Source organism: Streptomyces sp. NBC_01268 (assembly GCF_036240795.1).
In the GTDB taxonomy this organism is placed as follows: Bacteria; Actinomycetota; Actinomycetes; order Streptomycetales; family Streptomycetaceae; genus Streptomyces.
In genome coordinates this window covers 7,299,160-7,323,290 of sequence record NZ_CP108454.1, presented here as the reverse complement: position 1 = coordinate 7,323,290, position 24,131 = coordinate 7,299,160, and the positions used below count along the sequence as shown (strand labels likewise).

Below are 24,131 nucleotides of genomic sequence, written 5' to 3'. Positions count from 1 at the left end.
TTCCTCCGAGAACTCGCAGGAGGACAGCGTACAATGTCACGTTTCGCTGCCGGACCCTCCGTACCCTTCCGGAGCTTCCCGTCCTTCCGCGAGGGCGGCCCGGTACACCGCCACCGCCACCGCCAGATCCTCCCAGGCCATGCCGACGCTCTTGAAGAGGCGCGGCACCCGGGGATCCGCCGGGGTGCGACCGGCGGCCAGGTCGGCGAGCGTGCCGGTGATGTGCCCCGGCCCGACCGCGCCCTCGGCCTCGGGGATCAGCAGGTCCCCGGCCTCGCGCAGCGCCGCCGACCGCGACTCGACGTACACCTCGGCCCGACGGACCAGGGCGGTGTCGACCTCACGGGCGTCCGGCTCGTGCGAGCCGACGGCGACGACGGTGGCGCCCGGCGGGACCAGGCTCCCGTCGAAGAGCGGTTCGCGGGCCGTGGTGCAGCACACCACGAGGTCCGCCCCCGCCACGTCCTCCGGCGTGCCGGTACGGGTCTTCGGCACGCCGAGCCGCTCGGCGTACCCGGCCAGCCGGTGGGCACCCTCCGGGTTGCGGGCGACGACCACCGTCTCGGCGAGCTCCCGCACCGCGAGCACCGCGTCGAGGTGGGCGAAGGCCTGCGGGCCCGAGCCGAAGAGCACCAGGCGCAGCGGTTCGTCCGCCGGGGTGAGGTGACGGACCGCCAGGGCGGAGACCGCCGGGGTGCGCAGGGAGGTGAGCGCGGCGCCGTCGAGCAGGGCGACCGGGCGGAGCGTGGCGCCGTCGAGGAGGAGGTAGCTGCCGGTGATCCGGGGCAGCCCGAGGGCCGCGTTGCCGGGTGCCACACCGGCGACCTTCACACCGGCCCAGGCACCGGAGGCCGCGGGCATCAGCAGCAGTTCACCGCCGGGCACCGGCAGCGCGCTCCGCTGCGGGCAGGACTCCGGGTCGAGGCCCTCGCCGAGCACCCCGGCCAGCGCGTCGACGCCACCGGCCGGGGAGAGCAGCCGTGCCACGGCCGGGGCGTCGACCCAGAGCGGGGCGCCCGTCACAGCGGGAACCCCGAGCCCAGGGCGTCGTACGGGTCGAGCGTGAAGAGGTGCTCGCCCGTGCGGTGGGCGGTGCCGGTCACCGTGGTGACCAGGCCGTCCGGCGTCTCCCCGCCGGGCGCGATCCGGCCGGTGAACACGGTGTCCACGACGGATTCGTGGGTCAGCGTGTCGCCCTCCTTCAGGCGTCCCTCGTCGGCGAGGAGGGCGATCCTGGTGGAGGTGCCGGAGCCGCAGGGCGAGCGGTCGATCTGGCCGTCGGCGAAGACGGTGACGTTCCGCTGGCGCGGGCCGGCCGGGGTGTCGGGGAGGTCCTCGTAGAGGATCACGCCGTACACCCCGGACAGCAGGGGGTCGTCCGGATGCCGGGTGGCCGGGTGACCGGCGAGGGCCGCCCGGACCTCCCGGCCCACGGCCACGAGCTCGGTCAGGTCGGCGCGGTCGACGCGCAGGCCGAGGTCGCGGGCGGCGACCGAGGCGTAGCAGGCGCCGGCGTGCGCGAGGTCGGCCTGGACCGTGCCGCGGCTCGTGGCCACCGGGACGCCCCGGCCGGTCACGCGGGCCGGGACGTTGCGGAAGGTGACACCGGTGGTGCGGCCGCCCGCGCGGTGGACGGTCGCGGTGACCCGTCCTGACGGGACGTCGATCCGCACCTCGACGTCCCGTCCGTCCTCCGGGGCGGCGACCAGACCGGAGTCCACGGCCCAGGCGCCGAGCGCCATCGTGCCGTGGCCGCAGGCGGTCGAGTAGCCGTCCTTGTGCCAGAACAGGACGCCGAGGTGCGCCCCGTCGTCGTCCGGGGGCACGACGAAGCCGCCGTACATGCCGGCGTGGCCGCGCGGTTCCTGGACGAGCAGCCGGCGCAGGCCGTCCAGCTGGCCGGGCCGGGGCGCCGTGCCGTTGCCGGCCGGGCCGAGGAGCGTCGCCCGGCGTTCGGCGACGGTGTCGCCGGGCAGCGGCGGCAGGCCGGCGGCGGCGAGGTCGACGATCCGGAAGGGTTCGCCGGCCGTGTGGTAGTCGGTGGTCCGCACCTCCGTGGAGCTCACAGCAGGAATCCCGCCGGGAAGGGGTCGGTCGGGTCGAGGAAGTACTGACCGGTGCCGGTGATCCAGGCCCGGCCGGTGACGGTGGGCACGATGGCGGGGAGTCCGGCGATCGTGGTCTCGCCGACGATCCGGCCGATGAACTCGGTCCCGATGAAGGACTCGTTGACGAAGTCCTGGTCCGGGCCGAGCAGTCCGCGGGCGTGCAGCTGGGCCATCCGCGCGCTGGTGCCCGTGCCGCACGGGGAGCGGTCGAACCAGCCGGGGTGGATCGCCATGGCGTGCTTCGAGCGGCGCCCGTCCGAGCCGGGGGCGGCCAGGTAGACGTGCTTGACGCCGCTCTGCCGCGGGTCCTCCGGGTGGACCGGGCGGTCCGGGCCCGCGTTGATCGTGTCCATGAGGGACAGACCGAAGGCGAGCAGGTCGTCCTTGCGGGCCCGGTCGAAGGGCAGGCCGATCGAGTCGAGCTCCACGAAGGCGTAGAAGTTGCCGCCGTACGCGAGGTCGTAGGTGACCGTGCCGTAGCCGGGGACCTCGGCCTTGAGGTCGAGGCCGGCGCTGAAGGCGGGGACGTTGGTCAGGGTGACGGAGCGGGCGGCGCCGTCCTCGACCTTGACGTCCACGCTGACCAGTCCCGCCGGCGTGTCGAGCCGGACGGTGGTCACCGGCTCGCTGACCGGGACCATGCCGGTCTCGACCAGGACCGTGGCGACCCCGATGGTGCCGTGGCCGCACATCGGCAGCAGTCCGGAGACCTCGATGAACAGGACTCCGTAGTCCGCGTCGGGGCGGGTGGGCGGCTGGAGGATGGCGCCGCTCATCGCGGAGTGCCCGCGCGGCTCGAACATCAGCAGCGTGCGCAGGTGGTCCAGGTTCTCGATGAAGTGGACCCGCTTCTCCGCCATGGTGGCGCCGGGGATCACCCCCACTCCCCCGGTGATCACGCGGGTCGGCATGCCCTCGGTGTGCGAGTTGACCGCGTGGTAGACGTGACTGGTGCGCATGGTTCCCCTCGGTCGCTGGTGGGCGTCGGTACGGCCGGCTGTCAGTGGTGGCCCTCGGCCAGGGCCTTCTCGGTGGCGGAGCGTACGGCCGTCAGGGTCTCACCCGTCAGCGGGTGGCGCGGCGGACGGGTGGCGCCGCCGGGACGGCCGGCCAGGTCCATCGACAACTTGATGGCCTGGACGAACTCGGTCTTGGAGTCCCAGCGGAGCAGCGAGTGCAGGGACTTGTAGAGGGGCAGCGCGGTGCTCAGGTCGCCCGCGACGGCGGCGTGGTAGAGCGCGGAGCAGGAGGCGGGGAACGCGTTCGGGTAGCCGGCGATCCAGCCCACGGCACCGGCCAGGGCCAGCTCCAGGAGCACGTCGTCCGCGCCGATCAGCAGGTCGAGCTCCGGGGCCAGTTCGGCGATCTCGTACGCGCGGCGCACGTCCCCGCTGAACTCCTTGACGGCCACGATGTTCCCGTCGGCGTGCAGCCGGGCGAGCAGGCGCGGGGTCAGGTCGACCTTGGTGTCGATCGGGTTGTTGTACGCGACGATCGGCAGTCCGGCCTTCGCCACGTCCGCGTAGTGGGCCCGGACGGCGTCCTCGTCGGCGCGGAAGGCGTTCGGGGGCAGCAGCAGGACCGAACCGGCGCCCGCCTCGGCGGCCTGCTCGGCCCAGCGGCGCGACTCGGCGCTGCCGTAAGCGGCGACGCCCGGCATCACCCTGGCACCGTCACCGGCGGCCTCGACGGCGGTGCGGACGACGCGGGCCCGCTCCTCGTCGGTCAGCGTCTGGTACTCGCCCAGGGAGCCGTTGGGAACCACACCGTCGCAACCGTTGTCGACGAGCCAGCGGACGTGGTCCGCGTAGGCGTCGAAGTCGACGGAGCGGTCCTCGCGCAGGGGCAGGGCGGTGGCGACCATGATGCCGCGCCAGGGGCGGGCGGGGGTCCAGGTGCCGGTGGTGGTGGTGCTGTCAGACATGGAAGGCTCCTTTGTAGTGTGTGACATTTTACTGAGTGGTGTGCGGCGGCCACAAGAGGCCCGCCGCACGAGATCAGGCGTCGTCCGAGGGGAGTTCGGCCAGATGCCGGAGCGGGACCGGGCACGCGAGCGGCCTGCGGTCCGGGGTCGCGCCCGCGCCGCAGAGCGCTGCCACCGCCGGGCCGCACATCCGGCCCTGGCACCAGCCCATGCCGGCTCTGGTCAGCAGCTTGACCGTACGGGGGTCACGGGCGCCCAGCTCCTCGACCGCCTCCCGGATCCGGCCCGCCCGCACCTCCTCGCAGCGGCACACGTCCGTGTCCTCCCCGACCCAGGCCGTCCAGCCCTCGCCGGGACGGTGCGCCGCGCCCATCGCGTCCGCGAAGGCGCGCAGGCGGTTCCGGGTGCGGCGGATGCGTGCCGTGGCCTCGCGCCGCGGTGCCCGGCCGAGGCTCACCGCGATCGCGTGAGCGGCCAGTTCGCCTTCCGTCAGGGCGAGTTGGGCACCGCCGATGCCGCCCGTCTCGCCCGCCGCCCAGATGCCGGGGACCGAGGTGCGCTGGTCCGCCGAGAGCGCCAGCGCGACGGTGCCGTCGGTCGCCGTCCTGGTGGCGCAGCCGAGGCTGGTGGCCAGGGACAGTTCGGGGACCAGGCCGTGGCCCACCGCCAGCGCGTCGCACGGGATCCGGCGGGCGGTCCCCGGGACGGGCCGCCAGTCGCGGTCCAGCCGGGCGACCGTCACGGCCTCGACCCGGTCCGTGCCGTGCGCCTCGACCACGGCGTGCCGGGTGAGCGGACGCACGTGGTGCCGGGCCAGCGCCGCGCCGTAGCGGGCGCCCTCGATCAGCTTCGCCGGGTTGCGCAGGAGCGTGCCGGTGCTGCGGGCGTACCCGCCGTACGCGGCGGCCTCGACCACCGCGGGGACACGGGCACCGGCGGCGGCGAGGGTGGCCGCGACGGCGAGCAGCAGCGGGCCGCTGCCCGCCACGACGACCCGCCGGCCGGGGAGCACCAGGCCGCTCTTCAGCATCGCCTGGGCCCCTCCGGCTCCGACCACGCCGGGCAGGGTCCAGCCGGGGAAGGGGAGTTGGCGTTCGTACGCGCCGGTGGCGAGCAGGACGGTGCTCGCGTGGACGGTGGTGGGTGTCTCGTCGCTCCTGCGGGCGTGCAGCGTCCAGCCCTGGCCGTTCGGCAGGACGGCCCAGACGTGCGACTCCGGGTGGTGGTCGATCCGGCCGGCCGCGCGCAGGCGCTCCTCACGGGAGGCGAAGGCCTGCCAGTCGTGGTGCAGGGCCTGCGGGCGCTCGGCGCCCAGCTCGGGGGCGGGGCTGCGGTAGTACTGGCCGCCGGGGCTTCGCCCCGCGTCCAGGAGGACCACGGACAGGCCCAGGTCGGCGGCGGTCACGGCGGCGGCCAGCCCCGCGGGGCCCGCGCCGACGATCGCGAGATCAGCAGCCGAGTTCGGCACGGCCGGTTCCCTCCTGGGTGGTGATCGTGTCGCCCGGGCTCGCCGGGACCAGGCAGGCCCGCTGGTTGGGGCGCCCGTTGACGGTGACCAGGCAGTCGAAGCACTGGCCGATCCCGCAGAAGGCGCCTCTCGGCGCCCCGTTCTCGCGGGTGGTGCGCCAGGCCAGGATGCCCGCGGCCCAGAGGACCGCGGCGATGGACTGGCCGGACTGTACGGGGAGTTCGCGTCCGTCGAAGGTGACGGTGTGCGTGGCGGTGGGCGTGCCGCCCACCAGGTCGCGCGGGGTGGTCATCGGGGTGCTCCGTGGGTGGGTCGCCTCATGCCTCTGTCTCCTCGCCGAAGTCCCGGTCCGGACGGAACGGGGCCGGGTCCATCGGCGGTTCCGTGCCCGCGAGCCGTGCCGCGACGATCGCACCCGTGCCGGGGGCCAGGCCGATGCCCGCGCCCTCGTGGCCGCACGCGTGGTGCAGGCCCGGGACCCGCGGGTCGGCGCCGACGGCGGGCAGGTGGTCGGGGAGGTAGGGGCGGAAGCCGTGGTAGACGCGCTGGACGTCCACCTCGGCCAGGACCGGGAAGAGCGCCTGAGCCTGGGCCGCGAGGCGGCGCAGGGCCTCCGTGGAGAGCGAGCGGTCGAAGCCCACGCGTTCCCGGGTGGCGCCGATCAGGACCGGGCCCGAGGGGGTTCCCTCGACGACCGCGGAGGACTGCAGGGACGCGGAGTCGCTCGCCACGTCGGCCACGTAGTCGGCCGCGTAGACCTTGTGGCGGACCACGCGGGGCAGCGGCTCGGTGACGAGGACGAAGCCGCGGCGGGGCAGCACGGGGAGGTGCGTGCCCGCGAGCCGGGCGATCTCGCCGCCCCAGGTGCCCGCCGCGTTCACCACGGCGGGGGCGAGGAGTTCACGGCGCGGGGTGCGGACGCCGCGGACCGCTCCGGTGGCGTCGGTGAGGATCTCCGTCACCTGTTCGCCCAGGTGGACCTCGGCTCCCGAGGCCGCCAGGAGGCGCGCGGCCGCCAAGGCGGGCTGGACCTGGGCGTCCTGCGGGTAGTGGAAGGCGCCGGCGAGGCCGGGGGCCAGATGGGGTTCGAGGTCGTGGAGCCGGTCGGCGGTCACCTCGGTGTTCTCGACACCGGCGGCCCGTTGGCCCTCCGCGTAGCCGCGGAGGGCCTTCAGGGTGGTCTCGTCGGGCGCCACGACGAGACCGCCCTTGGGCTCGTACTCGGTGTCCGGCAGTTCGCCGGCCAGCTCGCGCCACAGTCTTGTGGACAGCAGCGCGAGGTCGAGCTCGGGACCCGCCTCCTTGTCGGAGACGAGCAGGTTTCCTTCCCCGGCACCGGTGGTGCCGCCCGCGACGGGACCGCGGTCGACGACGGCGACGGAGAGGCCGGAGCGGGCCGCGTAGAAAGCGCAGGCGGCTCCGACGACGCCGGCACCGATGATCACGGCATCCAGGGAGTGTCTCTTGGGCACGACAGTAATATGTCACATTCTTCAGACGGTGCCCAGACCCCTCAGGGGCCTGGGCACGGATCGGTGGGACCTCACCCGCGGAGCGGGCCCTCGCAGGTGAAGCTGGACGTGCCCGCGACCCGGGAGGGCCAGATGTCCACCGTCCCGAAGGAGCAGTTCATGTCGGCCAGGTTGTTCGAGGCCGTGCCGGCGCGGTCGAGGATGAAGTAGTCGACCGTCTCGGACATGTCCTTGAAGACCTGGTCCTGGTTGTTGGCGTCCTTCAGGTTGGCGGTGATCCGGCCCGTACAGACGAAGCGCTTCTTGCCGGGGTCGCCGTTCTCCACGCAGTCGGGGTTGTTGTACGTGGCCGTGGAGAACGCGGAGCGGACCGCCGCGGCCGTCGCGTCGCGCAGCTGCTCGTTGGGCGTGAAGGTGGTGTTCGGCACGTACAACTTGTCGACCTGGGCGATCTGGGTGTCCAGGAAGCGGTCGTACGCGGCCTGCAGGCCCGGGTCGGTGCCCATCCGGTTGCGCCAGGCGTCGTAGCCGGCCACGTCGTTGGCGCGCAGGCTGGTGTACATCTCGCGCAGCAGGGTCGGGCGCTCGGTCCACAGGAACTCGAAGAACGTGCCCGCGTAGTTGTAGAAGCGGAAGCCGTCGCCGTCGTAGGTGGCGTGCAGGAGCTGGTTGACGCTCATGCGCGGGCCGCCGCCGGCGGTGTCGTTGATGATGCCGCGCACCAGGGACTTGCGGACCGCGATGCCGTTGTCGCGGGTGGCGCCGTCGAAGAACTCCGCGGTGCCCTCGTCCATGGCCGTGGTGCGGTCGTTCTGGTACCAGGGGCCCTGGCCGAAGGTGCCGGGGACCGCCCAGCGGCCGTTGAGGTAGTGGGTGTACTCGTGCCGGAAGAGCTCTTCCAGGGTGAGGCTGGAGTCCTCGGGGACGCGGCGCTGGTACGTGTAGAAGGTGGCGCCGTTCTCGATGTAGATGCCGCCGTTGCTGGTGTTGTAGCCGGTCAGGACCGGGTGGTAGACCTCGTAGTCGAAGCGCGAGGCGTAGAGCACGATGTTGAGGGTGCTGTTGGTGTCGCCGGCGAGCGGCTGTTCGGTGCCGAGCACGCGGTGGAACTGCGACTTGACCTGCTTGCTCGCGTAGTAGAGCTGGTCGACGGTGGCCCGGTCCAGGGCGGTGCGGACCTTGATGCCGCCGTTGTCGTACGTGAAGGTGTTGGGGAAGAGCTTCTTCTCGATGTCGGACTTGCAGACGCCGTACGGCGCGCAGGCGTTGTAGAAGTTCAGCCAGGAGACGACCGATCCCCACTGCACGCTGAGGCCGAAGGTGGACTGGACGGTGCCCAGTACGGTGCCGAGGTCGGCGGCGATGGCGCCCTGCAGGCCGTCGATCTGGCCGAAGCGGCCGTACTCGCTGAGCGCGTCGCGGACCACCCAGGCGTTGGTCGTGCCCTTGAGGTGGCCGTAGCCGGCGAAGGCCCTGAAGGCGGCGCGGTAGGCGGGGTCCGCCTTCGCCGCGGCCTGGAAGGCGGCGTCCTTGTTGCCCGGGTAGACGCCCAGGTAGTTGGTCGAGAGGCCGGCGAGGGCGGCGCCCGCCCAGCCGGCGTCCTTGTTGGTCGCGGTGTGCGAGGCGTCCATGGTGGCGAGCACCCGGGTGATGAGGCCGAGCTGGTGCTGGCGCAGCCCGGGGCCGCTGCCCGTGTAGAGGGCCTCGCGCAGGGTGCGGGCGTTGGAGGGGGTGACGTCGAAGGTGCGGGCGGCGTTGCCGAAGTCGGCTATCGCGCGGCGCATCGCGTCGACGGTGGGGGCGTCGGTCACGTCGATCTCGGTGCGCGAGAAGTCGTGGTACACGACCGCGTGGAGGTAGGTGAACATCTCCTCCAGGTTGGAGGAGTTGGTGCCGTCGTGCGTGGCGGAGAGAGCCGAGATCCGGCGGGAGACGGCCTGGACGTGCGCGTCGGACATGACGGGGACCAGGCGGGCGTCCCACCTCCAGATGAGGCCGCGCAGGCAGACGTCGGCCGTGACGGCCTTGTCGGCGAGGAAGTCCGCGAACTGCTCCGGCGACAGGCCGGTGATGCCGTCGAGGGTGCAGGGGACGCCGGACGCGAGGGTGGGGGCCTCGGCGGTGCGGGCGGCCGCCGACTGCTTCGCCGCCTTCGCGGTGCTCTTCGCGGGGCCCGGGACGCGGGCCTCGGTGCCGCCGCCCGGGGCGGGGGCCGGGGCGGGCTTGCCGGGCTTGGCGTCGGCGAGGTGCTCGACCTCGTCGAAGGGGTTCGCGCCGGCGACCGGGCCGGCGGCGAACGCCGCGGGCACGGAGGACGCGGACGGCGCGGTCGCCGGGCGCTCGGGGGCCACCTGGCCGACGGCCTGGCCGGCGGAGGCGACGAGGGTCACCGCGACGGCGGTGGCGAGGAGGGTGGATCGCACGGCTTTGTGCTGGTTCACCTGGGGACTCCAAGTCGGGACGGGAACGTGGGGGCACACGGCTTGAAAGTCCCTGGCTCACGCGGGACTTGACGGAGTACCGTCACCATGTGAGCTGTAACATAGTAATGTGAAATTGCACTGACAACCCCTGTGCACCTGTGAGTTCCTTCCGGTTCACGAAGGTGTCGGTGGAGCCCCGGTCGCCCGGCGGCCCCTAGGCTCTGCGCGTGAGTGAGGGCGAGCGGTCCGGCGCGGCGCGCATGATGCTGGTGGCGGCCCTGTTCGCCGTCCCCGTACTGAAGTTGTCCTGGACGCTCGGCGGCGGCGAGGCGGCCCGCGAGGCGCTGGACACCATGGGCCCGAAGAACTGGCTCGACGTCATGAGCGGCATGTTCCTCTTCGAGCCGCTGCTGTCCACCGTGCTCGGGGTGGCCGCCGCCCGGGCCTGCTACCTGTACCTCGGCGAGCACGGCCGCGGACCGGCCCACCCCGGCCGGGGCTTCGCGGCGACGGCGGCCGCCGCGGCGATCGTTCCCGGCGCCCTCGCGCTCGTGATCGGGTCGCTCAACGGCTGGGCGTGGGCCCTGACGGCGGGCGCGGTCTCCTACGCCCTGCGCCTCGGCGTCCTGCTCGACCACCGCACCGGCCGGTACGCGGGCGGCCGTCGGCGCACCCGCGCCGCGGGCCCGCTGCACCGGACGGCCGACGTGGTGTGGGGCGCGGGCCTCCTCCTCACCCTGGTCGCCCTGCCCCTGCTCGCCCTCGCGGCGGCGCTGGACGGGCGGTCCTGGGCCGGCACCGTGCGGTGCGACGTCGACACCGGCTCCGGCTCCTCCCGCATCCGGCTGATCGAGTTCGAGCGCGAGGGCGAGGGCGTGGTCGGCTGGGACGTCGCGGACGGCGGCGTCGTCAACGGGATCAACTGCGCCGGGGACGCCGGGGACGAGGGCGACGTGATCCGCGAGCCCTGGTGGCGCGCCTGAGATCCCCAGGCGGTGCGGTTACCCTGTCGGCCCCGGTGGAGCCGATACGAGGAGGAACCATGGCGCGGATGCCGTCGGCCGAACGGCGCCGGCAGCTGGTCGAGGCGGCGGTGCGGGCGATGGCCAGGGACGGCGTGGCCCGGACGACGACCCGGTCGATCTGCGCCGAGGCGGGCGTCTCGCTGAGCGTCTTCCACTACTGCTTCGAGTCCAAGCAGGCCCTCCTGGAGGCGGCGATCGAGTCGATCACCGACACCTACGTCGCCCATGTGATGGCGAAGGTCGAGCCGAGGGCGACCCTGCGCGAGACGGTCCGGGGCGCGCTCGGCACGTACTGGGACCACGTGACGGCCCACCCGGCCGAGCACATGCTGACGTACGAGCTCACCCAGCACGCCCTGCGCGAGGAGGGGTTCGAGCATCTGGCGCGGGCCCAGTACGAGCAGTACGTGGCCTCCGGGACCACCTTGCTCGAACAGGTCTGCGCGGTGTGCGAGGTCGAGCCGCGGGTGCCGATGGCCCTGCTCGCGCATCTGCTGGCGGCGATGATCGACGGGCTGACCCTGCAGTACCTGGTCCTGGGCGACGAGCGGACCGCGGCGGCTCTGCTCGACGCGACCGCCGACCAGTTGGTGACCCTGATCGGAGGTTGACGGATCATCAACAGGTCATTTGACCCGGACTCTTGACTCACTCGGCGATCCTCGCGATCCTCGGGCCCAGCCGCTGTTACCGCAAGAAACACCCGGCGGCGCCCCCAGCCCGGCATCACCCCCATGACCGAAGGCATCGCTGACCATGAATCGACCAACAACGCGTAGAAGGGGCGGGCGGTTCGCCCTCGTCTCGCTCTTCATAGCCCTGGCCACCGTCGTCTTCGGTGCGGGGCCGGTCCCCGCGGCCGACGCCGGTTCGTGGTGGGAACCCACCGCGCGGCCCGCCCCCGACTCCCAGATCAACGTCACGGGCACCCCCTTCAAGGGCACCGACGCCCAGGGCAAGGTGCGCGGCTTCATCGACGCGCACAACCACCTCATGTCCAACGAGGGCTTCGGCGGCCGCATGATCTGCGGCCAGACCTTCTCGGAGGCGGGCGCCGCCGACGCGCTCAAGGACTGTCCGGAGCACTACCCGGACGGCTCCGGCGCCCTGTTCGAGCACCTCACGGGCGGTGACAACGGCAAGCACGACCCGGTCGGCTGGCCCACCTTCAAGGACTGGCCCGCCAACAACTCGCTGAGCCACCAGCAGAACTACTACGCGTGGGTCGAGCGGGCCTGGCGCGGTGGCCAGCGCGTGCTCGTCAACGACCTGGTCACCAACGGACTGATCTGCTCGCTGCTGCCCCGCGACCGCGGCTGCGACGAGATGGACGCGATCCGCCTGGAGGCCCGCAAGTCCTACGAGATGCAGGACTACATCGACAAGATGTACGGCGGTCCCGGCAAGGGCTGGTTCCGCATCGTCCTGGACGCCGCGCAGGCCCGCTCGGTGATCGAGCAGGGCAAGCTGGCGGTCGTGCTCGGCGTGGAGACCTCGGAGCCCTTCGGCTGCAAGCAGATCCTCGACGTCGCGCAGTGCGGCAAGGCGGACATCGACAAGGGGCTCGACGAGCTCTACGGGCTCGGCGTGCGCAGCATGTTCCTCTGCCACAAGTTCGACAACGCCCTGTGCGGTGTGCGCTTCGACAGCGGCACCACGGGTGTGGCGGTGAACATCGGCCAGTTCCTGTCCACCGGCACGTTCTGGACCACCGAGAAGTGCGCGGGTCCGCAGCAGGACAACCCGATCGGCCTGGTGGCGCCCGCCGCGATGGCCGAGAAGCTGCCGGCCGGGGTGAGCGTCCCCTCGTACGCCTCGGACGCCAAGTGCAACACCCGCGGTCTGACCCGGCTCGGGGAGCACGCCCTCAAGGGCATGATGCAGCGCGGCATGATGCTGGAGCTCGACCACATGAGCGTCAAGGCCGCCGGGCGCGCCCTGGACATGCTGGAGGCCGAGGAGTACCCGGGCGTCATCTCCAGCCACAGCTGGATGGACCTGGACTGGACCGAGCGGGTCTACCGCCTCGGCGGCTTCGTCGCCGAGTACATGCACAACGCCCCGGGCTTCATCGGTGAGGCCGCGCAGAAGGCCGCGCTGCGCAAGAAGTACGGCGTCGGCCTGGGCTACGGCACCGACATGAACGGGGTCGGCGGCTGGCCGGGCCCGGTCGGCGCGGACGCCCCGAACGCGGTGAAGTACCCCTTCCGCAGCTTCGACGGCGGTTCGGTGCTCGACCGGCAGGTCACCGGGGAGCGCACCTGGGACCTCAACACCGACGGCGCGGCGCACAACGGTCTGGTGCCGGACTGGGTCGAGCAGATCCGGCTCACCCCCGGCGGCCCGGGGGTCGTCGACGAGCTGTCGCACGGTGCGGAGTCGTACCTGACCACCTGGAAGGCGACCGAGAAGCACGAGCTCGGCGTCAACCTGGCGGCGGGGCGGCCCGCCTCGGCCTCCACCACCCAGTGGTGGAACCCGTTCGTGAACTACTCGCCCGGCCTCTCCGTCGACGGCGACACCGGCACCCGCTGGGCCAGCGAGTGGTCGGACGACCAGTGGCTGCAGGTGGACCTCGGCGAGGTGCGCCGGGTCGGCCGGGTCACGCTCGACTGGGAGACCGCCTACGCCCGCGGCTACCGGATCGAGCTGTCGGAGGACGGCACCGACTGGAAGAGCGCCTGGTCCACGGACGCCGGTGACGGCGGCTACGACACGGCGGAGTTCGACTCGCAGCCGGCACGCTACGTGCGGGTCCACGGGGTCACCCGCGGCACCCAGTGGGGCTACTCGCTCTACGAGCTGACGGTCAGCCGGTCCTAGACCGGGAGCGTGCGGCAACGGAAGGGGCCCGCCGGATCCGATCCGGCGGGCCCCTTCTCGTCGTCCTCGTCGCGCGGCCTCAGCGTGCGGCGGGGCCGGTCCAGTCGGCGGGGACGCGGGCGAGCCGGACCCGCTGGGGGTGGTCGCCGACGGCCACGGTGGCCACCCGCCGCCCGGTGGCGAAGTCGATGGCGGTGACCCGGTCGGCACCGCTCTCGGAGATCACGCAGGACCTGCCGTCGCCGCTCACGGTCGCCCAGTACGGCTTGCTGGCCTCGACGAGGGGGCCCTCCTGGAGGGTGGCCCGGTCGACGACGGTCGCGTAGTCGTCCATCGTCCCGGCCACGCACAGCTTGCTGCCGTCGGGGCTGATCGAGAGGCCGTGGTGGCGCGAGTCGTTGACCCAGGTGGTGCGGTCCGGGTCGGTGGCCGGGTTGGCGGGAAGGACCTTGGCGCGGGTGATGCGGTCGGTGGCGAGGTCGTACTCCAGGAAGCCGTTGTAGAAGGAGACCTGGAAGTAGAGCTTCTTCTCGTCGGGGGTGAAGACGAGCGGCCGTACCGCGTCGGAGAGGTCGCCGCGCCCGAAGGCGTCCAGGCGTTCGCGCATGTCGATGACCCGGACGGTCTCGAAGGTGGCCGCGTCGACGACGGTGATCTTCCGGTCGCCCTTGGTCCAGTCGAGCCAGGGGGCGTCGAGCGCGGTGGTGACCTCGCCGATGGACATGTTCCACAGCAGCCCGTCGGAGGTGAAGACGTTCTCGTGGGGCTTGTCGCCGGTGGTGAAGGAGCCGACCTGGCGGCCGGTGACGACGTCGAGGACGTGCACCGTGTTGGCGGTGGAGGCGGAGACCGCGACCCGGGTGCCGTCGGGCGAGACGGCCATGTGGTCGGAGCGGTAACCGGCCACCGGGAAACGCCAGTTGATCTTTCCGGTGCGCAGGTCGAGGGAGACGACGTCGGCGAAGCTGGGCCGTGAGACCACCATGGCGGAGCCGTCGGGGGTGGCGTACATGTCGTCGACGAACTGGTCGTGACCCTCGCCCGGGCCGCTGCGCACCCCGAGGAAGTAGGCCAGCTTCACCGGGTTGAGGTAGATCTCGCGCATCCGCTCCTCGCGGTCCGGGATCACGTTCACCCGGCCGACCCGCGCGAAGTCGCCACGGGAGGCGATGACATCGGCGGTGCCGTCCCAGTTGTTGCCGACGAACATGACCTCGCGCAGGGCCTCCGCGCTCCGCTGCTCCGGCGGGGCGGCGGCGCCGGTGCCGCCGACGGCCGCGAGCAGGGCGAGCGCCGCGGCGAGGGCCGTACCGAAACGGCCACGGGCGCGGGGGGAGCGGGGTGGGCGAAGGGTGGGCATGGGGGTTCCTGCTTCCGGGACGGAGGGAGGGGAGACGATGGGGCTTACCCGAGGTAACCACGGACACGCCATGGCCAACAAGCCCTCGGAGAGCGTGGGTTACCCCCGGGTAGAGCCGCGCTCCGGCGGCATCGCACAGCACCCGCACACCGCCTTCACACCGCCCACAAAACGGCTGGCAGACGCCCTGTCGGCCGGTTCCCACTCAGGCAGAATGCGGGGCGAAGACGACGGTTGCGGGCGGGGAGGGCGTGGTCTTGCCGGTGGGGTCCTTGGCGATGGAACGATTACGGGCGTTACGGCAGTCGACCGTGGCGGGATCCGGACTCCACCGCGCGCAGTCCTTTCTCATTCTGGCCACGCTCCTGTACCGGGCGAGCCATCTCACGGTCGGGCTCCTCGCGGTCTCCCAGCACCGGCAGGGCCACCCCGTGCAGTACCTGGGGCTGGCGGCCGCCCTCGGGCTGAGCCTCCTCCTGTTCGGAGCGGCGCTCGCCCGGGGCTGGTTCGACCTCCGCCACGTCTGGGCGGACGTGCTGGTCACCGGGTGTCTCCTGCCCTTCGCGCTCTACGCGTGGGGCGGCGTGCGGGAGACCCCCGCGCTCGGCTGGGCCATGCTGCTCGGCGGATCGGCCAGCGGCGTGGTGTCCGTCGCGCTCCCCCGGCTCCAGGCCCTCGCGGCGCTCGTCCTGCTCGTCGTCACCCACCTGGTCGGCTACCACCTGGTGGGCGCCAGCCGCGCCGTCCTCGGCGGGCACGTCAACTCGCTGCTCTCCTCGGCCGTGATGACCTGGGTCTTCTGGTGGTACCTGCGCCGGCAGGGACGCATGCTCGACGAGGCCAACGCCCGCGCGCTCGCCGCCGAGTCCCAGAAGGCGCGGTACGCGGAGCGCCTCCAGCACCACCGGGCGCTGCATGACACGGTTCTCGCCACTCTCACCACCCTCGCGGCCGGCGGCATCGACGCCAACGCGCCCGAGGTGCGGGAGCGGTGCGCCAAGGAGGCCGCGTACCTGCGCCGGCTGATCCAGCAGACCGCCGACGAGGAACCCCACCCGGAGATGGGCGCCGCCCTCGAAGAGGCCGTCAGCTCCGCCGAGAGCCTGCGGCTGCGGGTCACCGCCCAGTACCACGAGCTGCCCCAGGTGCCGCCCGAGGTCGCCGCCGCGTTCGCCGACGCCACGCGCGAGGCGCTCAACAACGTACGGCGGCACGCCGGCACCGGCCACGCCTACGTCACCGCGACCGGCTACGCCGGCGACCCCGACGGGGCCGGTGAGCCCGGCGGGGCGGTCGTCACCGTCGTCGACCGGGGCCCCGGCTTCGACCCGGACCACGAGGTGTCCGGCCTCGGCCTGCGCCGCTCGGTGCGCGACCGGATGGCGGAGGTCGGCGGCCGCGCCACCGTCGACACGGCGCCCGGCGAGGGCGTCCGAGTGGAGCTGAGATGGCCGGCCTGATCACCGTCGGCGTCGTCGACGACGACCGGATGCTCCTCGACGGCATGCGCTCCTGGCTGGGCCAGGTGCCCGAACTGCGCGTCGTGGCCGTGGCGGCGACCGTCGGGGAGCTGCTCGCGGGCCTCCCCGGCCCGCCCGACATCGTCCTCCTGGACCTGCTGCTCCGGGACGGCTCCGCGCCCGCCGACAACATCGGTCGGGTGCTGCGCTCCGGGAGCCGGGTGCTGGTCATCAGCACCGTCCCGGACCGCCCCCGGGTCATCGAGGCGGTACGGGCGGGCGCCGACGGCTACCTCACGAAGGACAACGACCTGCCGACGCTCGTCGCCGCGATCCGGGACGTGGTGGCCGGGCACGGGGCCCACTCCCCCGAGCTCGCCTTCGCCTGCGCGCACGACACCAGCCCCGAAAGACCCCGGCTGTCCCCGAGAGAACGTCAGATTCTGCTCGATTACGCCTCCGGGATGACCCTCAAGTCGGCCGCGCGGCGGGCCGGGATCACCGTGCACACCGCCAAGGACTACCTGGACCGGGTCAAGGCCAAATACCAGCAGGCGGGCCGTCCGGCGTACACGAAGATCGACCTCGCCGTGCGGGTCCGCGAGGACCGCATCGAGGGGGTCTGACCACGTACGGAGCCCCCGCAAGCCCCCCAAACGGACGGCTGCAGGGGGCACCTGCCCCCTTCCTATCGTCATGCCCGGCGCACGCGGTCATCGCCACGGCGCCGACCTCCCTCTTCCCCACCCCACTTGGAGAGGCAGATGACGACTCCCTACGCCTGTACCGCCCCGGCCCAGGACCATGTCCCCCGACCCGGGGGGCAACTCGTGGGCCGGGGCACCGAGACGGGACGGATCGCGGACGCGCTCGCGGACGCGCGGTCGGGCCGGGGCGGGACGGTGATGGTCACCGGCGAGCCCGGCGTCGGCAAGACCCGGCTCGCCGCCGAGGCGGTCGCGGCCGCCCGGGACGCGGGGATGGCCACCGCCCGGGGCCGCGCCGGCTCGGTGGGCCCGGCCGTCCCGTACCGGCCACTGGTGGAGGCGCTGCTCGCCCTCTCCCGCGCCGAACCCCTGCCCGGCACGGAGGAACCGGACGGCTACGGCCCGCTGCCCCGGCTGCTCTCCGACCCGCACGGCGCCGAGGAGGCCGCGGTGTCGCCGCTGATGGTCGCCGAGGAGGTGCTGCGGCTGATCGCCGCCGCCGGCCGGGGCCGGGGCTGCCTGCTCGTCCTCGACGACCTGCACGAGGCCGACCCGGGCACCCTCGCCGTCGTCGAGTACCTCCTCGACAACCTCGGACACCTCCCGGCCGTCCTGCTGCTCACCGCCGAGCGCGGGCCCTGCGGGGCCGTGGCCCTCGCCGCCCGCGCCCGCCAGGACGGCGTCGCCACGGTCATCGACCTGGCGCCCCTCGGGCGCTCCGCGGTCCGCCGGCTCGTCGCCTCCGAACTGGGCATCGCCCCCGAGGAGGTCAGCCCCGCGATCGTGCAGCGCGCGGCCACCGGCGGCGCCGGCCTCCCCTTCGTGGTCAAGGAACTGGTGCACGGCCTCGGCGGGGTCGCGCAGAACCTGCGGCTGCGGGCCGCCCGGCTCGGCCCGCGCGGCGAGGAGTTCCTGAACCTCGCGGCCCTGCTCGGGCCCCGCTTCCCGCTGCCCGTGCTGCGGCACGCCGCGCGCTGCGACGAGGCCGAGCTGACCGGCCTGCTGCGCGCCGCGACCGCCGCCTCCCTCGTCGTTCCGGACGGCCCCGGCACGGACTGGTACGCCTTCCGCTACCCGCTGGCCGCCGAGGCGTTACGCGACTCCCTCGGCCCCGTCGAACACCCGGCGCTCGCCCGCCGGGCCGCCGATGCCCTCACCGCGCTGCACCCGCGGCTGCCCGGCACCTGGTGCACCCGCGCCGCCGAGCTCCACGAACGCGCGGGCGACACCGCCAAGGCCGTCCGCGGCTTCACCGAGGCGGCCCGCCGGGCGACCGCCGAGGGCGCCCCCGACCGCGCGCTCGACCTGCTGGCCCGCGCCCACCGCCTGTCCGACCCCGACACCGCGCCGGAACTACACGCGGCGGTCCTCGCCCGCCTCCTGGACGCCGTCGGCAGTTCCGGACGGCTGGACCGGCTGCCCGCCGCCCCGGTCTCGGGGCTCCCGGACGAGGGCGCGGACCGCCCCTGGGAGCCGGGGCCCACCGTGCCCCCGTCGCTGCGGGCGGGCCTGCACGCCCGGCTCGCCGAGATCCAGGTGCAGGCCGGACGGCCCGTCGAGGGCCTCCGCAGGCTCGACCTGGCCCGGCGCCTCCTCGTCGGACTGGACGACGCGGCGGCCGTCGCCCGGGTGGAGCTCGCGGCGGCGCTGGTGGAGCCCGCCCGCCTCGCCCCCGAACGCCTGCGCACCGCCGAGGAGTCCGCCCGGCGGGCCGTCGACGCGGCGCACCGCGCGGGACTGCCCGAGGTGGCCGGCCGGGCGCTGCTGGCGCTGGCCCGGCTGGTCCGGGAGGAGGACGAGACGGCCGCGGTGGCCCGGTTGGAGGAGGCCCGCTCCCTCGCCGAGGCGCACCGCCTGCCGGGCGTCCGGCTGTCGGCCGAACTCGGCCTGGCCCGCGTCGAGGCGCGCCGCGACGGGCGTACGGCCCCGGTGGAGCGGGCGCGGACCGAGGCCCTGCGGGCGGGGCTGCTGCCGACGGCGCACGAGGCGGGGCTGGAGCTGGCGCTCGACCGGGTGCGGCGCGGCGCGTTCGACTCCGCCGGGGAGCTGGTCGACGAGGGGATCGCGGAGGCGACCCGGCTCGGTCTGGGCCGGGCGTTGTCAAGGTGGCGGCTGGTCGACGCGGTGCGCTGGGCCCACCAGGGCCGGCGGGCCGAGATGGGCGAGGCCCTGAGACGCCTCGCCCCGCTGGTCGACGCCGCCCCGGGCGTGCGGCCGGTGGCGTACGGGCTCGCCCGGGGGTTCTGCTCGCTGCTGGAGGAGGACCACGAGGGCGTCGAGCGGGACTTCGCGCAGGCCCTCGCGTACGACGCGGAGAATCCGGCGACCGGCGAGTTCGGCCGGCACGGGATCGTCCTGCTGCTCGGGGTGCTCGCGGGCCGGATGGGCCGGCGGCACCACGCGGGGGTCGTGGCGGCGAGCGCGGCCGGCGCCCGCTGGAACCGCCCGTTCGTCGGCCTGGCGCACGCGGTGCTGCTCGGCCGGGAGGGCCGGACCGCCGAGGCGACGGCCGCCGCGACGGCGGCGCTCGACGCGGCGGCGCCGTACCCGGTGGCCCGCCACCTGTGTCTGCGGCTGGTCGCCCGCTCGGCGTACGAGGACGGCTGGGGCGCCCCGGTGGAGTGGCTGCGCGAGGCCGAGGAGTTCTTCCACGGCGCGGGCCTGCCCGCGCCCGCGGGCGCCTGCCGGTCGCTGCTGCGCGGCATGGGCGCCCCGGTCCGCCAGCGGCGTTCGGGTGCCGACCGGGTGCCGCCGGGGCTGCGCCGGTGCGGGATCACGGTGCGGGAGTTCGAGGTGGCGCGGCTCCTCGCGGAGCGGTTCGGCAACCGGGACATCGCCGGGCGGCTGCACATCTCGCCCCGCACGGTCGAGAAGCACGTGTCCAGCCTCCTGCAGAAGACCGGCCACCCGACCCGGGCGGCCTTCGCTTCGGCCGCGCGCGAGCTGGTGGCCGGTCCGGCCGTGTGACGGCCCCGTCAGGCCGCGGTCCCGACACTGCCCGGGACCGCGGCCACGGCCAGGTTCACCACCCGGTCGAAGGCGTTGTCGAGGTCCTCGTCGCCGTGGTGCACGACGAGCAGGGCCCGCCCCTCGGTGCGTTCCCGCAGCATCCGCAGGACCAGGGCGCGGCCCGCGTCGTCGAGGTTCGCGAAGGGCTCGTCGGCGAGGTACACGTCGGCTTCCTCGCCGAGCAGCGCCGCGACGCCGAGCCGCTGGCGCTGACCCGAGGACAGCTCCGAGGGGAGCTGGTCGGCGAGGCCGTCCAGGCCCATGGCGGTGCGCAGCCGCGGGTCGGTGACGAGGTCGCGCACCGGCAGCGGGGGCAGCTGGACCGGCGAGGTCAGGCTCGCGACCCGGGGCGGCAGGGTGACCGTGCCGCTGTCGGGGGCGAGGGTGCCGGCGACGATGTGCAGCAGGGTGGTCTTGCCGCAGCCGTTGGGGCCGCGGAGGAGCACCCGCTCGCCGGGCCGGAGTCCGAAGTCGGGGATGGCGACGGCCTTGTCGGCCTCGGACCGCTTGTCGAGGTCCACCGCGTCGACGGTCCCGTCGGCGCCCTCACCGTCCCCGGCCCCCGCTCCGTCGTCGTCGGCCTTCCCGTAGCGGACGCTGGCGCCGCGGACCAGGACCAGGTTGCCCTCGTCGTGGTAGGGGGCGCTGCCGGACTCGCGCAGGGCCTCGATCCGTTTGAGGACCGCGGTGTTGCGGCGGGTCTGCGGGATCATGTTGACGAGGTCGAAGATGCCGTTGACGGCCCGCCACAGCGAGTTCACGAAGGCGAGGAAGCTGCCGAAGGACATCCGGCCGCTGAAGACGAAGAAGGCTCCGATGACCATCGACGCCGTGTCCGACAGGTTCATCACCAGGTCACTGAGGGTCCGCTGGCGCTGCGCGAGGCGGTAGTTGGCGTAGGTGATGCCGAGGAAGCCGTTCAGGGCGTCCTGGTTGGCGGCGCGGGCCCCGGGCAGGAGCGAGCGCAGCCCGCGCAGGGCGTGGAAGGCTTCGAGGGTCCGGGTGAGGGTGTTGACGTAGCGCGCCTCGGCCTCACGCTCGGGGTCGGTGTTCTTCTCGATCCGCCGGGCCAGGTCGTTGCTGACCAGGACCAGCGGCGGGATGATCACCAGCAGGATGAGGCTGGCCTGCCAGGAGAGGTAGAGCAGCACGCCCAGGAAGACGACCGAGGCGCAGGCCTGGCGGGCGATGCGGATGCAGACGTCGACGGCCGGCAGCACGCCCTCGCGGACGTCGTTGTGGATGCGGCTGACGTAGGAGGCGTTGCCCTTCTGCGACATCTGCCGGCCGTCGAGGCCGAGGGTCCGGCCGAGGAGCTCCGTCTCCAGGCCGAGGACGAAGGCGTTCTCGAACCGCTTGCGCCAGAGGCCGATCCCGTAACCGGAGAGGTTGAGGGTGAGGCCGAGGACCAGGTAGCAGCCGCCGAGGAAGAGGAACCTGCGGAAGTCGGCGGTGAGGATCGCCTGGTCGAACAGGGCCTTCAGGAGCAGCGGGTGCAGCAGGGCCTCGGTCCCGCCGAACAGGGCCTCGGCGACGAGGATGCCGGTGAAGGGGCGGTGGTGGCCGCGCAGGGTGCGCCAGATCTGCTTCACCGTTCCGTCCCGTCGAGCTCGTCGAGGAGGAAGTCGGCCATGCCGCCGTGGTTGGCGCGGTGCAGCACCCGCAGCACGCCGGCGGAGCCGGTGAGGTAGTCGGTGGAGCAGCGCAGCAGACCTTCGCCGGGGACGCCGAGCGGGGTGACGCCGGCGCGGCTCGGGACCTCGAAGTGGGCGGCGGGCTCGAAGAGGAACACCTTGCGGAGGAAGTCGAGCTGGCGCAGGGCGGTCTCCCGGTAGGAGGCGTCGCCGGTGATCTCGGCGGCGTCCAGGAGGGCGTCGGCGATGCCGCTCATGCCGAAGGAGTAGCCGGGGAGCACGGAGTGGCCGACGTCGAGGGCGCGCAGCACGGTCCGCGCCGAGTCGAGGTCGCCGTAGCGCAGCAGCACCTGCGCCACGCCCGCGGAGCCCACCTCGATGTAGGGCTCCATGGTCCCTTCGTGCTCGAACATGATCAGGTCGGTGTCGTCCAGGGGTTTGGCGTGGGCCATCTCCCAGGCGAGGGCGTCGCGGCCGAGGTCGCGGTAGTGCTCTTCGCCGGTGACCTGGTGCATGCGCAGGAGGAACATGGCCACGCCGGCCTGGCCGAAGCCGAGCCCGGTCAGCGGGCCCTCCTCCGAGAAGTCGTTGAGCCAGTAGGCGTGCCGGCCGTCCCGGTGGACGGTGTCGAGGAGCACCCGGGCGCAGTCCTTCGCCGCGGCGAGGTCGCGGGGGTCGCCGCCGCGCACGTAGAAGCGCAGGTTGGTCATGCCGATGCCGGACAGGCCGTAGTAGAAGGTGTGGTCCGCGGTCTCCAGGGCGCGCCGGTTGGCGTGGCCGAGGAGTTCCCTGGCCTGGCGGCGCATGCCGAGCGACTCGGCGGCCCAGGCGATGCCGGCGAGGCCGCTCATCAGGCCGTCCGGGTAGGCCTCCAGGTCGATCCGGGTGAGCTGCTGGCGCAGCCAGTCGTGCCATTCGGGGCGTACGGGGACGCCGGAGGCCTGCAGGGACCAGAGCACGCCGCTCGCGCCGAAGCCGAGGCTGAGCGGGTTGGTGACGTGTGCGAACGGGTCGACGGGGAAGAGGGTGGCGCGGTCGGTGTCGGCGGCGGCCTCGACGAAGGCGGCGACGCCGGCCTCCGTGGCCCGCAGTCCGGTCGCCTCGATCTCGGGGCGCGGCCGCTCGGTCCTGACCTGGGCGAGCAGCTCGGCCTCCTGTGCGTCGAGGACCTCCACGACGTCGGCGAGGCCGATCCGGGTGGCGGCGAGGTCGGTGACCAGCCGGTGGACCTGCTCGGGCCAGCCCAGGCCGTCGAAGAAGACGTGGTACGTGTCGAGGACGTCCTCGCGCAGGTAGGACATGGCGGCGATGGGGAAGACGAAGTACGCCATGGTGGAGGCCAGGGAGTAGAGGTCGCCCTCGATGCCTGCGGGCTTGAAGCCGCCCCGGGAGAGGCTGAAGCCGGGGGTGTAGAGCTCGACGGGCCGGGTGAGGCCCCCGTCGCCGGTCTCGCCCGTGGCGCCGGAGCCGTCGACGAGGCGGCAGGCCTCCAGGTCGACGATGGTCACGTCGTACGTCTCGGGGTCGATGAGCAGGTTGGCGGGGGTGAAGTCGCCCAGGACGACGCCGTGCTGGTGGGCGGCGTCGATCGCGCGGGCGAGGCCGCGGAAGACGGTGATGAAGATCCGCAGGAACTCCCGTGAGCGCTCGGCCGCGAAGCCGGGGCGGGCGAGCGGGTTGTGTTCGAGCAGCACCGAGCGGATGTCGGTGCGGTCGATGAACTCCTCGGCGATGTAGTGGTGTTCCCAGTGCCGGAAGCGGGCGATCGGGTCCGGGTAGGCCTCGACGTCGGCCAGCCGGTTGAGGAACATCCACTCGCGGCCGAGGACGTCGACGGCGTCGTAGTCGAGGCGCGGGTTGAGGTTGGTGTGCGGCCGGGCCTCCTTGAGGACGACCTGCCGGTCGCCGTCCAGGGTGTCCTCGGCCGTGTACACACCACCGCTGTTGGAGAACTGGAGGGCGCCGGTCACTCGGAAGCGGCCGCCGAGAAGGCCCTCCCCCTCGGCCTCCTCGGCGGGCTTCCAGTCGGCGAACGGCCACGGCACCCACCAGGGGTGGGTGTCCCCCGGCCGCCGGCCGTCCGTCTCGGGCTTCCCGTCGGGTCCCAGGATGTGCGGGATCTTGCGGCCCAGGATGTCGACGGTGTGGGTGGAGAGGAGCTGGCCGTACCGGAAGTACAGCGCCTTGCTGTCGCGATAGCGCACATCGGACAGCACGTACGCGCCCTCGGCCCCCTCCAGCAGGCGGGCCAGGTCGGCGAGGCACGTCCTGAACTCGTCCTCGTCGCGCGGGTAGACGGTGAGCAGCTTGCCGCCGCTCCCCCTGGACATCGCCTTGGAGTTGAGCATCTCGAAGACGTTGAGGTCGAGCGCGATCTTGAAGTCGATCTCCCTGCCGACCAGATGGCCGATCACCGTGGCCGCGATCTCCCTCACCTGACGGTGGTTGGAGGACACGTGGATCTTCCATCCCTGCTTCGGGAGGTCGGGGTTGTGCCGATGGCTCCACCAGATGCCGCTGCGGACGAAACGCGCCCGCGTGCGCTCGTCGAGGTCGGCCAGGAAGTGGTCCTTCCTCGGCTTGTAGTACACGTCGAGCGGATCGAAGAACAGGGTGTCGTTCCAGGCGAAGAGGAACCGGTGGACCCATCGTTGGTCGCGCATGTCAGCCTCTGTGGTCGTCGAGGTGCCGCCGACGGCAGCGGCAGGGCGAGTGCGC

General features: G+C 73.4%; 17 protein-coding genes. 6 read left to right on the top strand and 11 right to left on the bottom strand.

What is annotated here, in order from left to right:
* Positions 1–36: 36 nt before the first annotated feature.
* The 8 genes from OG309_RS32970 to OG309_RS32935 form a co-directional block, all read right to left on the bottom strand.
* The gene (locus OG309_RS32970) at positions 37–1,023 is read right to left on the bottom strand and encodes an ornithine cyclodeaminase family protein (protein ID WP_329426530.1); all 987 of its coding nucleotides are present in this window, start codon (positions 1,021–1,023) and stop codon (positions 37–39) included.
* Positions 1,020–2,066 carry a proline racemase family protein gene (locus OG309_RS32965; RefSeq protein ID WP_329426529.1) on the bottom strand — a complete coding sequence of 349 codons (1,047 nt, stop codon included), beginning with the start codon at positions 2,064–2,066 and terminating at the stop codon, positions 1,020–1,022. Before OG309_RS32965 ends, OG309_RS32970 begins: the two co-directional genes overlap by 4 nt.
* Positions 2,063–3,067 carry a proline racemase family protein gene (locus OG309_RS32960; protein ID WP_329426527.1) on the bottom strand — a complete coding sequence of 335 codons (1,005 nt, stop codon included), beginning with the start codon at positions 3,065–3,067 and terminating at the stop codon, positions 2,063–2,065. The genes OG309_RS32965 and OG309_RS32960 overlap by 4 nt, the downstream gene beginning before the upstream one ends.
* Before the next feature lie 41 nt (positions 3,068–3,108).
* Positions 3,109–4,032, bottom strand: coding sequence for a dihydrodipicolinate synthase family protein (locus OG309_RS32955; RefSeq protein ID WP_329426525.1), 924 nt, complete (start codon positions 4,030–4,032; stop codon positions 3,109–3,111).
* Between the two features lie 73 nt (positions 4,033–4,105).
* Positions 4,106–5,500: an FAD/NAD(P)-dependent oxidoreductase gene (locus OG309_RS32950; protein ID WP_329426523.1), complete on the bottom strand. Its 1,395-nt coding sequence runs from the start codon at positions 5,498–5,500 to the stop codon at positions 4,106–4,108.
* Positions 5,481–5,792: a (2Fe-2S)-binding protein gene (locus OG309_RS32945; RefSeq protein ID WP_329426521.1), complete on the bottom strand. Its 312-nt coding sequence runs from the start codon at positions 5,790–5,792 to the stop codon at positions 5,481–5,483. Before OG309_RS32945 ends, OG309_RS32950 begins: the two co-directional genes overlap by 20 nt.
* A 25-nt stretch (positions 5,793–5,817) precedes the next feature.
* Positions 5,818–6,972, bottom strand: coding sequence for an NAD(P)/FAD-dependent oxidoreductase (locus OG309_RS32940; RefSeq protein ID WP_329426519.1), 1,155 nt, complete (start codon positions 6,970–6,972; stop codon positions 5,818–5,820).
* Between the two features lie 71 nt (positions 6,973–7,043).
* A complete protein-coding gene (locus OG309_RS32935; RefSeq protein WP_329426517.1) occupies positions 7,044–9,413 on the bottom strand; it encodes a collagenase in 2,370 nt (789 codons plus the stop codon).
* A gap of 209 nt (positions 9,414–9,622) precedes the next feature.
* On the opposite strand from OG309_RS32935, the gene OG309_RS32930 reads away from it, so the two are divergent.
* The 3 genes from OG309_RS32930 to OG309_RS32920 all read left to right on the top strand — a co-directional run bounded on the left by OG309_RS32930 (position 9,623) and on the right by OG309_RS32920 (position 13,243).
* A complete protein-coding gene (locus OG309_RS32930; RefSeq protein ID WP_329426515.1) occupies positions 9,623–10,378 on the top strand; it encodes a hypothetical protein in 756 nt (251 codons plus the stop codon).
* 59 nt (positions 10,379–10,437) lie between these two features.
* A complete protein-coding gene (locus tag OG309_RS32925; protein WP_329426514.1) occupies positions 10,438–11,031 on the top strand; it encodes a TetR/AcrR family transcriptional regulator in 594 nt (197 codons plus the stop codon).
* Positions 11,032–11,176: 145 nt separating this feature from the next.
* Positions 11,177–13,243, top strand: a complete 2,067-nt coding sequence (locus OG309_RS32920) for a galactose-binding domain-containing protein (protein ID WP_329426512.1) — start codon at positions 11,177–11,179, stop codon at positions 13,241–13,243.
* A gap of 79 nt (positions 13,244–13,322) precedes the next feature.
* Here the strand turns inward: OG309_RS32920 and OG309_RS32915 are convergent, their stop codons facing one another.
* The gene (locus OG309_RS32915; protein WP_329426510.1) at positions 13,323–14,603 is read right to left on the bottom strand and encodes a YncE family protein; all 1,281 of its coding nucleotides are present in this window, start codon (positions 14,601–14,603) and stop codon (positions 13,323–13,325) included.
* 311 nt (positions 14,604–14,914) lie between these two features.
* Between OG309_RS32915 and OG309_RS32910 the strand changes: the two genes are divergently transcribed.
* The 3 genes from OG309_RS32910 (at position 14,915) to OG309_RS32900 (ending at position 19,737) form a co-directional block, all read left to right on the top strand.
* Positions 14,915–16,063 carry a sensor histidine kinase gene (locus OG309_RS32910; RefSeq protein WP_329426508.1) on the top strand — a complete coding sequence of 383 codons (1,149 nt, stop codon included), beginning with the start codon at positions 14,915–14,917 and terminating at the stop codon, positions 16,061–16,063.
* On the top strand, positions 16,051–16,689 hold the full coding sequence (locus OG309_RS32905; protein WP_329426506.1) for a response regulator transcription factor: 639 nt from the start codon (positions 16,051–16,053) through the stop codon (positions 16,687–16,689). Before OG309_RS32910 ends, OG309_RS32905 begins: the two co-directional genes overlap by 13 nt.
* 138 nt (positions 16,690–16,827) lie before the next feature.
* Positions 16,828–19,737 carry a helix-turn-helix transcriptional regulator gene (locus tag OG309_RS32900; RefSeq protein WP_329426504.1) on the top strand — a complete coding sequence of 970 codons (2,910 nt, stop codon included), beginning with the start codon at positions 16,828–16,830 and terminating at the stop codon, positions 19,735–19,737.
* Between the two features lie 8 nt (positions 19,738–19,745).
* On the opposite strand, the gene OG309_RS32895 is transcribed toward OG309_RS32900, so the two are convergent.
* Both OG309_RS32895 and lanKC read right to left on the bottom strand, forming a co-directional pair.
* Positions 19,746–21,371 (bottom strand): ABC transporter ATP-binding protein, encoded by a 1,626-nt coding sequence (locus tag OG309_RS32895; RefSeq protein WP_329426502.1) that lies wholly within the window; start codon positions 21,369–21,371, stop codon positions 19,746–19,748.
* Entirely contained in the window at positions 21,368–24,076 is a 2,709-nt protein-coding gene (gene lanKC / locus OG309_RS32890; RefSeq protein WP_329426500.1) for a class III lanthionine synthetase LanKC, read from the bottom strand. Before lanKC ends, OG309_RS32895 begins: the two co-directional genes overlap by 4 nt.
* Between the last annotated feature and the right edge of the window lie 55 nt (positions 24,077–24,131).

Excerpts from the sequence above, each read along its gene's own strand:
- OG309_RS32960 (WP_329426527.1), bottom strand. The coding sequence starts at position 3,067 with ATGCGCACCAGTCACGTCTACCACGCGGTCAACTCGCACACCGAGGGC.
- OG309_RS32955 (WP_329426525.1), bottom strand. The coding sequence starts at position 4,032 with ATGTCTGACAGCACCACCACCACCGGCACCTGGACCCCCGCCCGCCCC.
- OG309_RS32945 (WP_329426521.1), bottom strand. The coding sequence starts at position 5,792 with ATGACCACCCCGCGCGACCTGGTGGGCGGCACGCCCACCGCCACGCAC.
- OG309_RS32925 (WP_329426514.1), top strand. The coding sequence starts at position 10,438 with ATGGCGCGGATGCCGTCGGCCGAACGGCGCCGGCAGCTGGTCGAGGCG.
- OG309_RS32920 (WP_329426512.1), top strand. The coding sequence starts at position 11,177 with ATGAATCGACCAACAACGCGTAGAAGGGGCGGGCGGTTCGCCCTCGTC.
- OG309_RS32915 (WP_329426510.1), bottom strand. The coding sequence starts at position 14,603 with ATGCCCACCCTTCGCCCACCCCGCTCCCCCCGCGCCCGTGGCCGTTTC.
- OG309_RS32905 (WP_329426506.1), top strand. The coding sequence starts at position 16,051 with ATGGCCGGCCTGATCACCGTCGGCGTCGTCGACGACGACCGGATGCTC.
- OG309_RS32900 (WP_329426504.1), top strand. The coding sequence starts at position 16,828 with ATGACGACTCCCTACGCCTGTACCGCCCCGGCCCAGGACCATGTCCCC.
- lanKC (WP_329426500.1), bottom strand. The coding sequence starts at position 24,076 with ATGCGCGACCAACGATGGGTCCACCGGTTCCTCTTCGCCTGGAACGAC.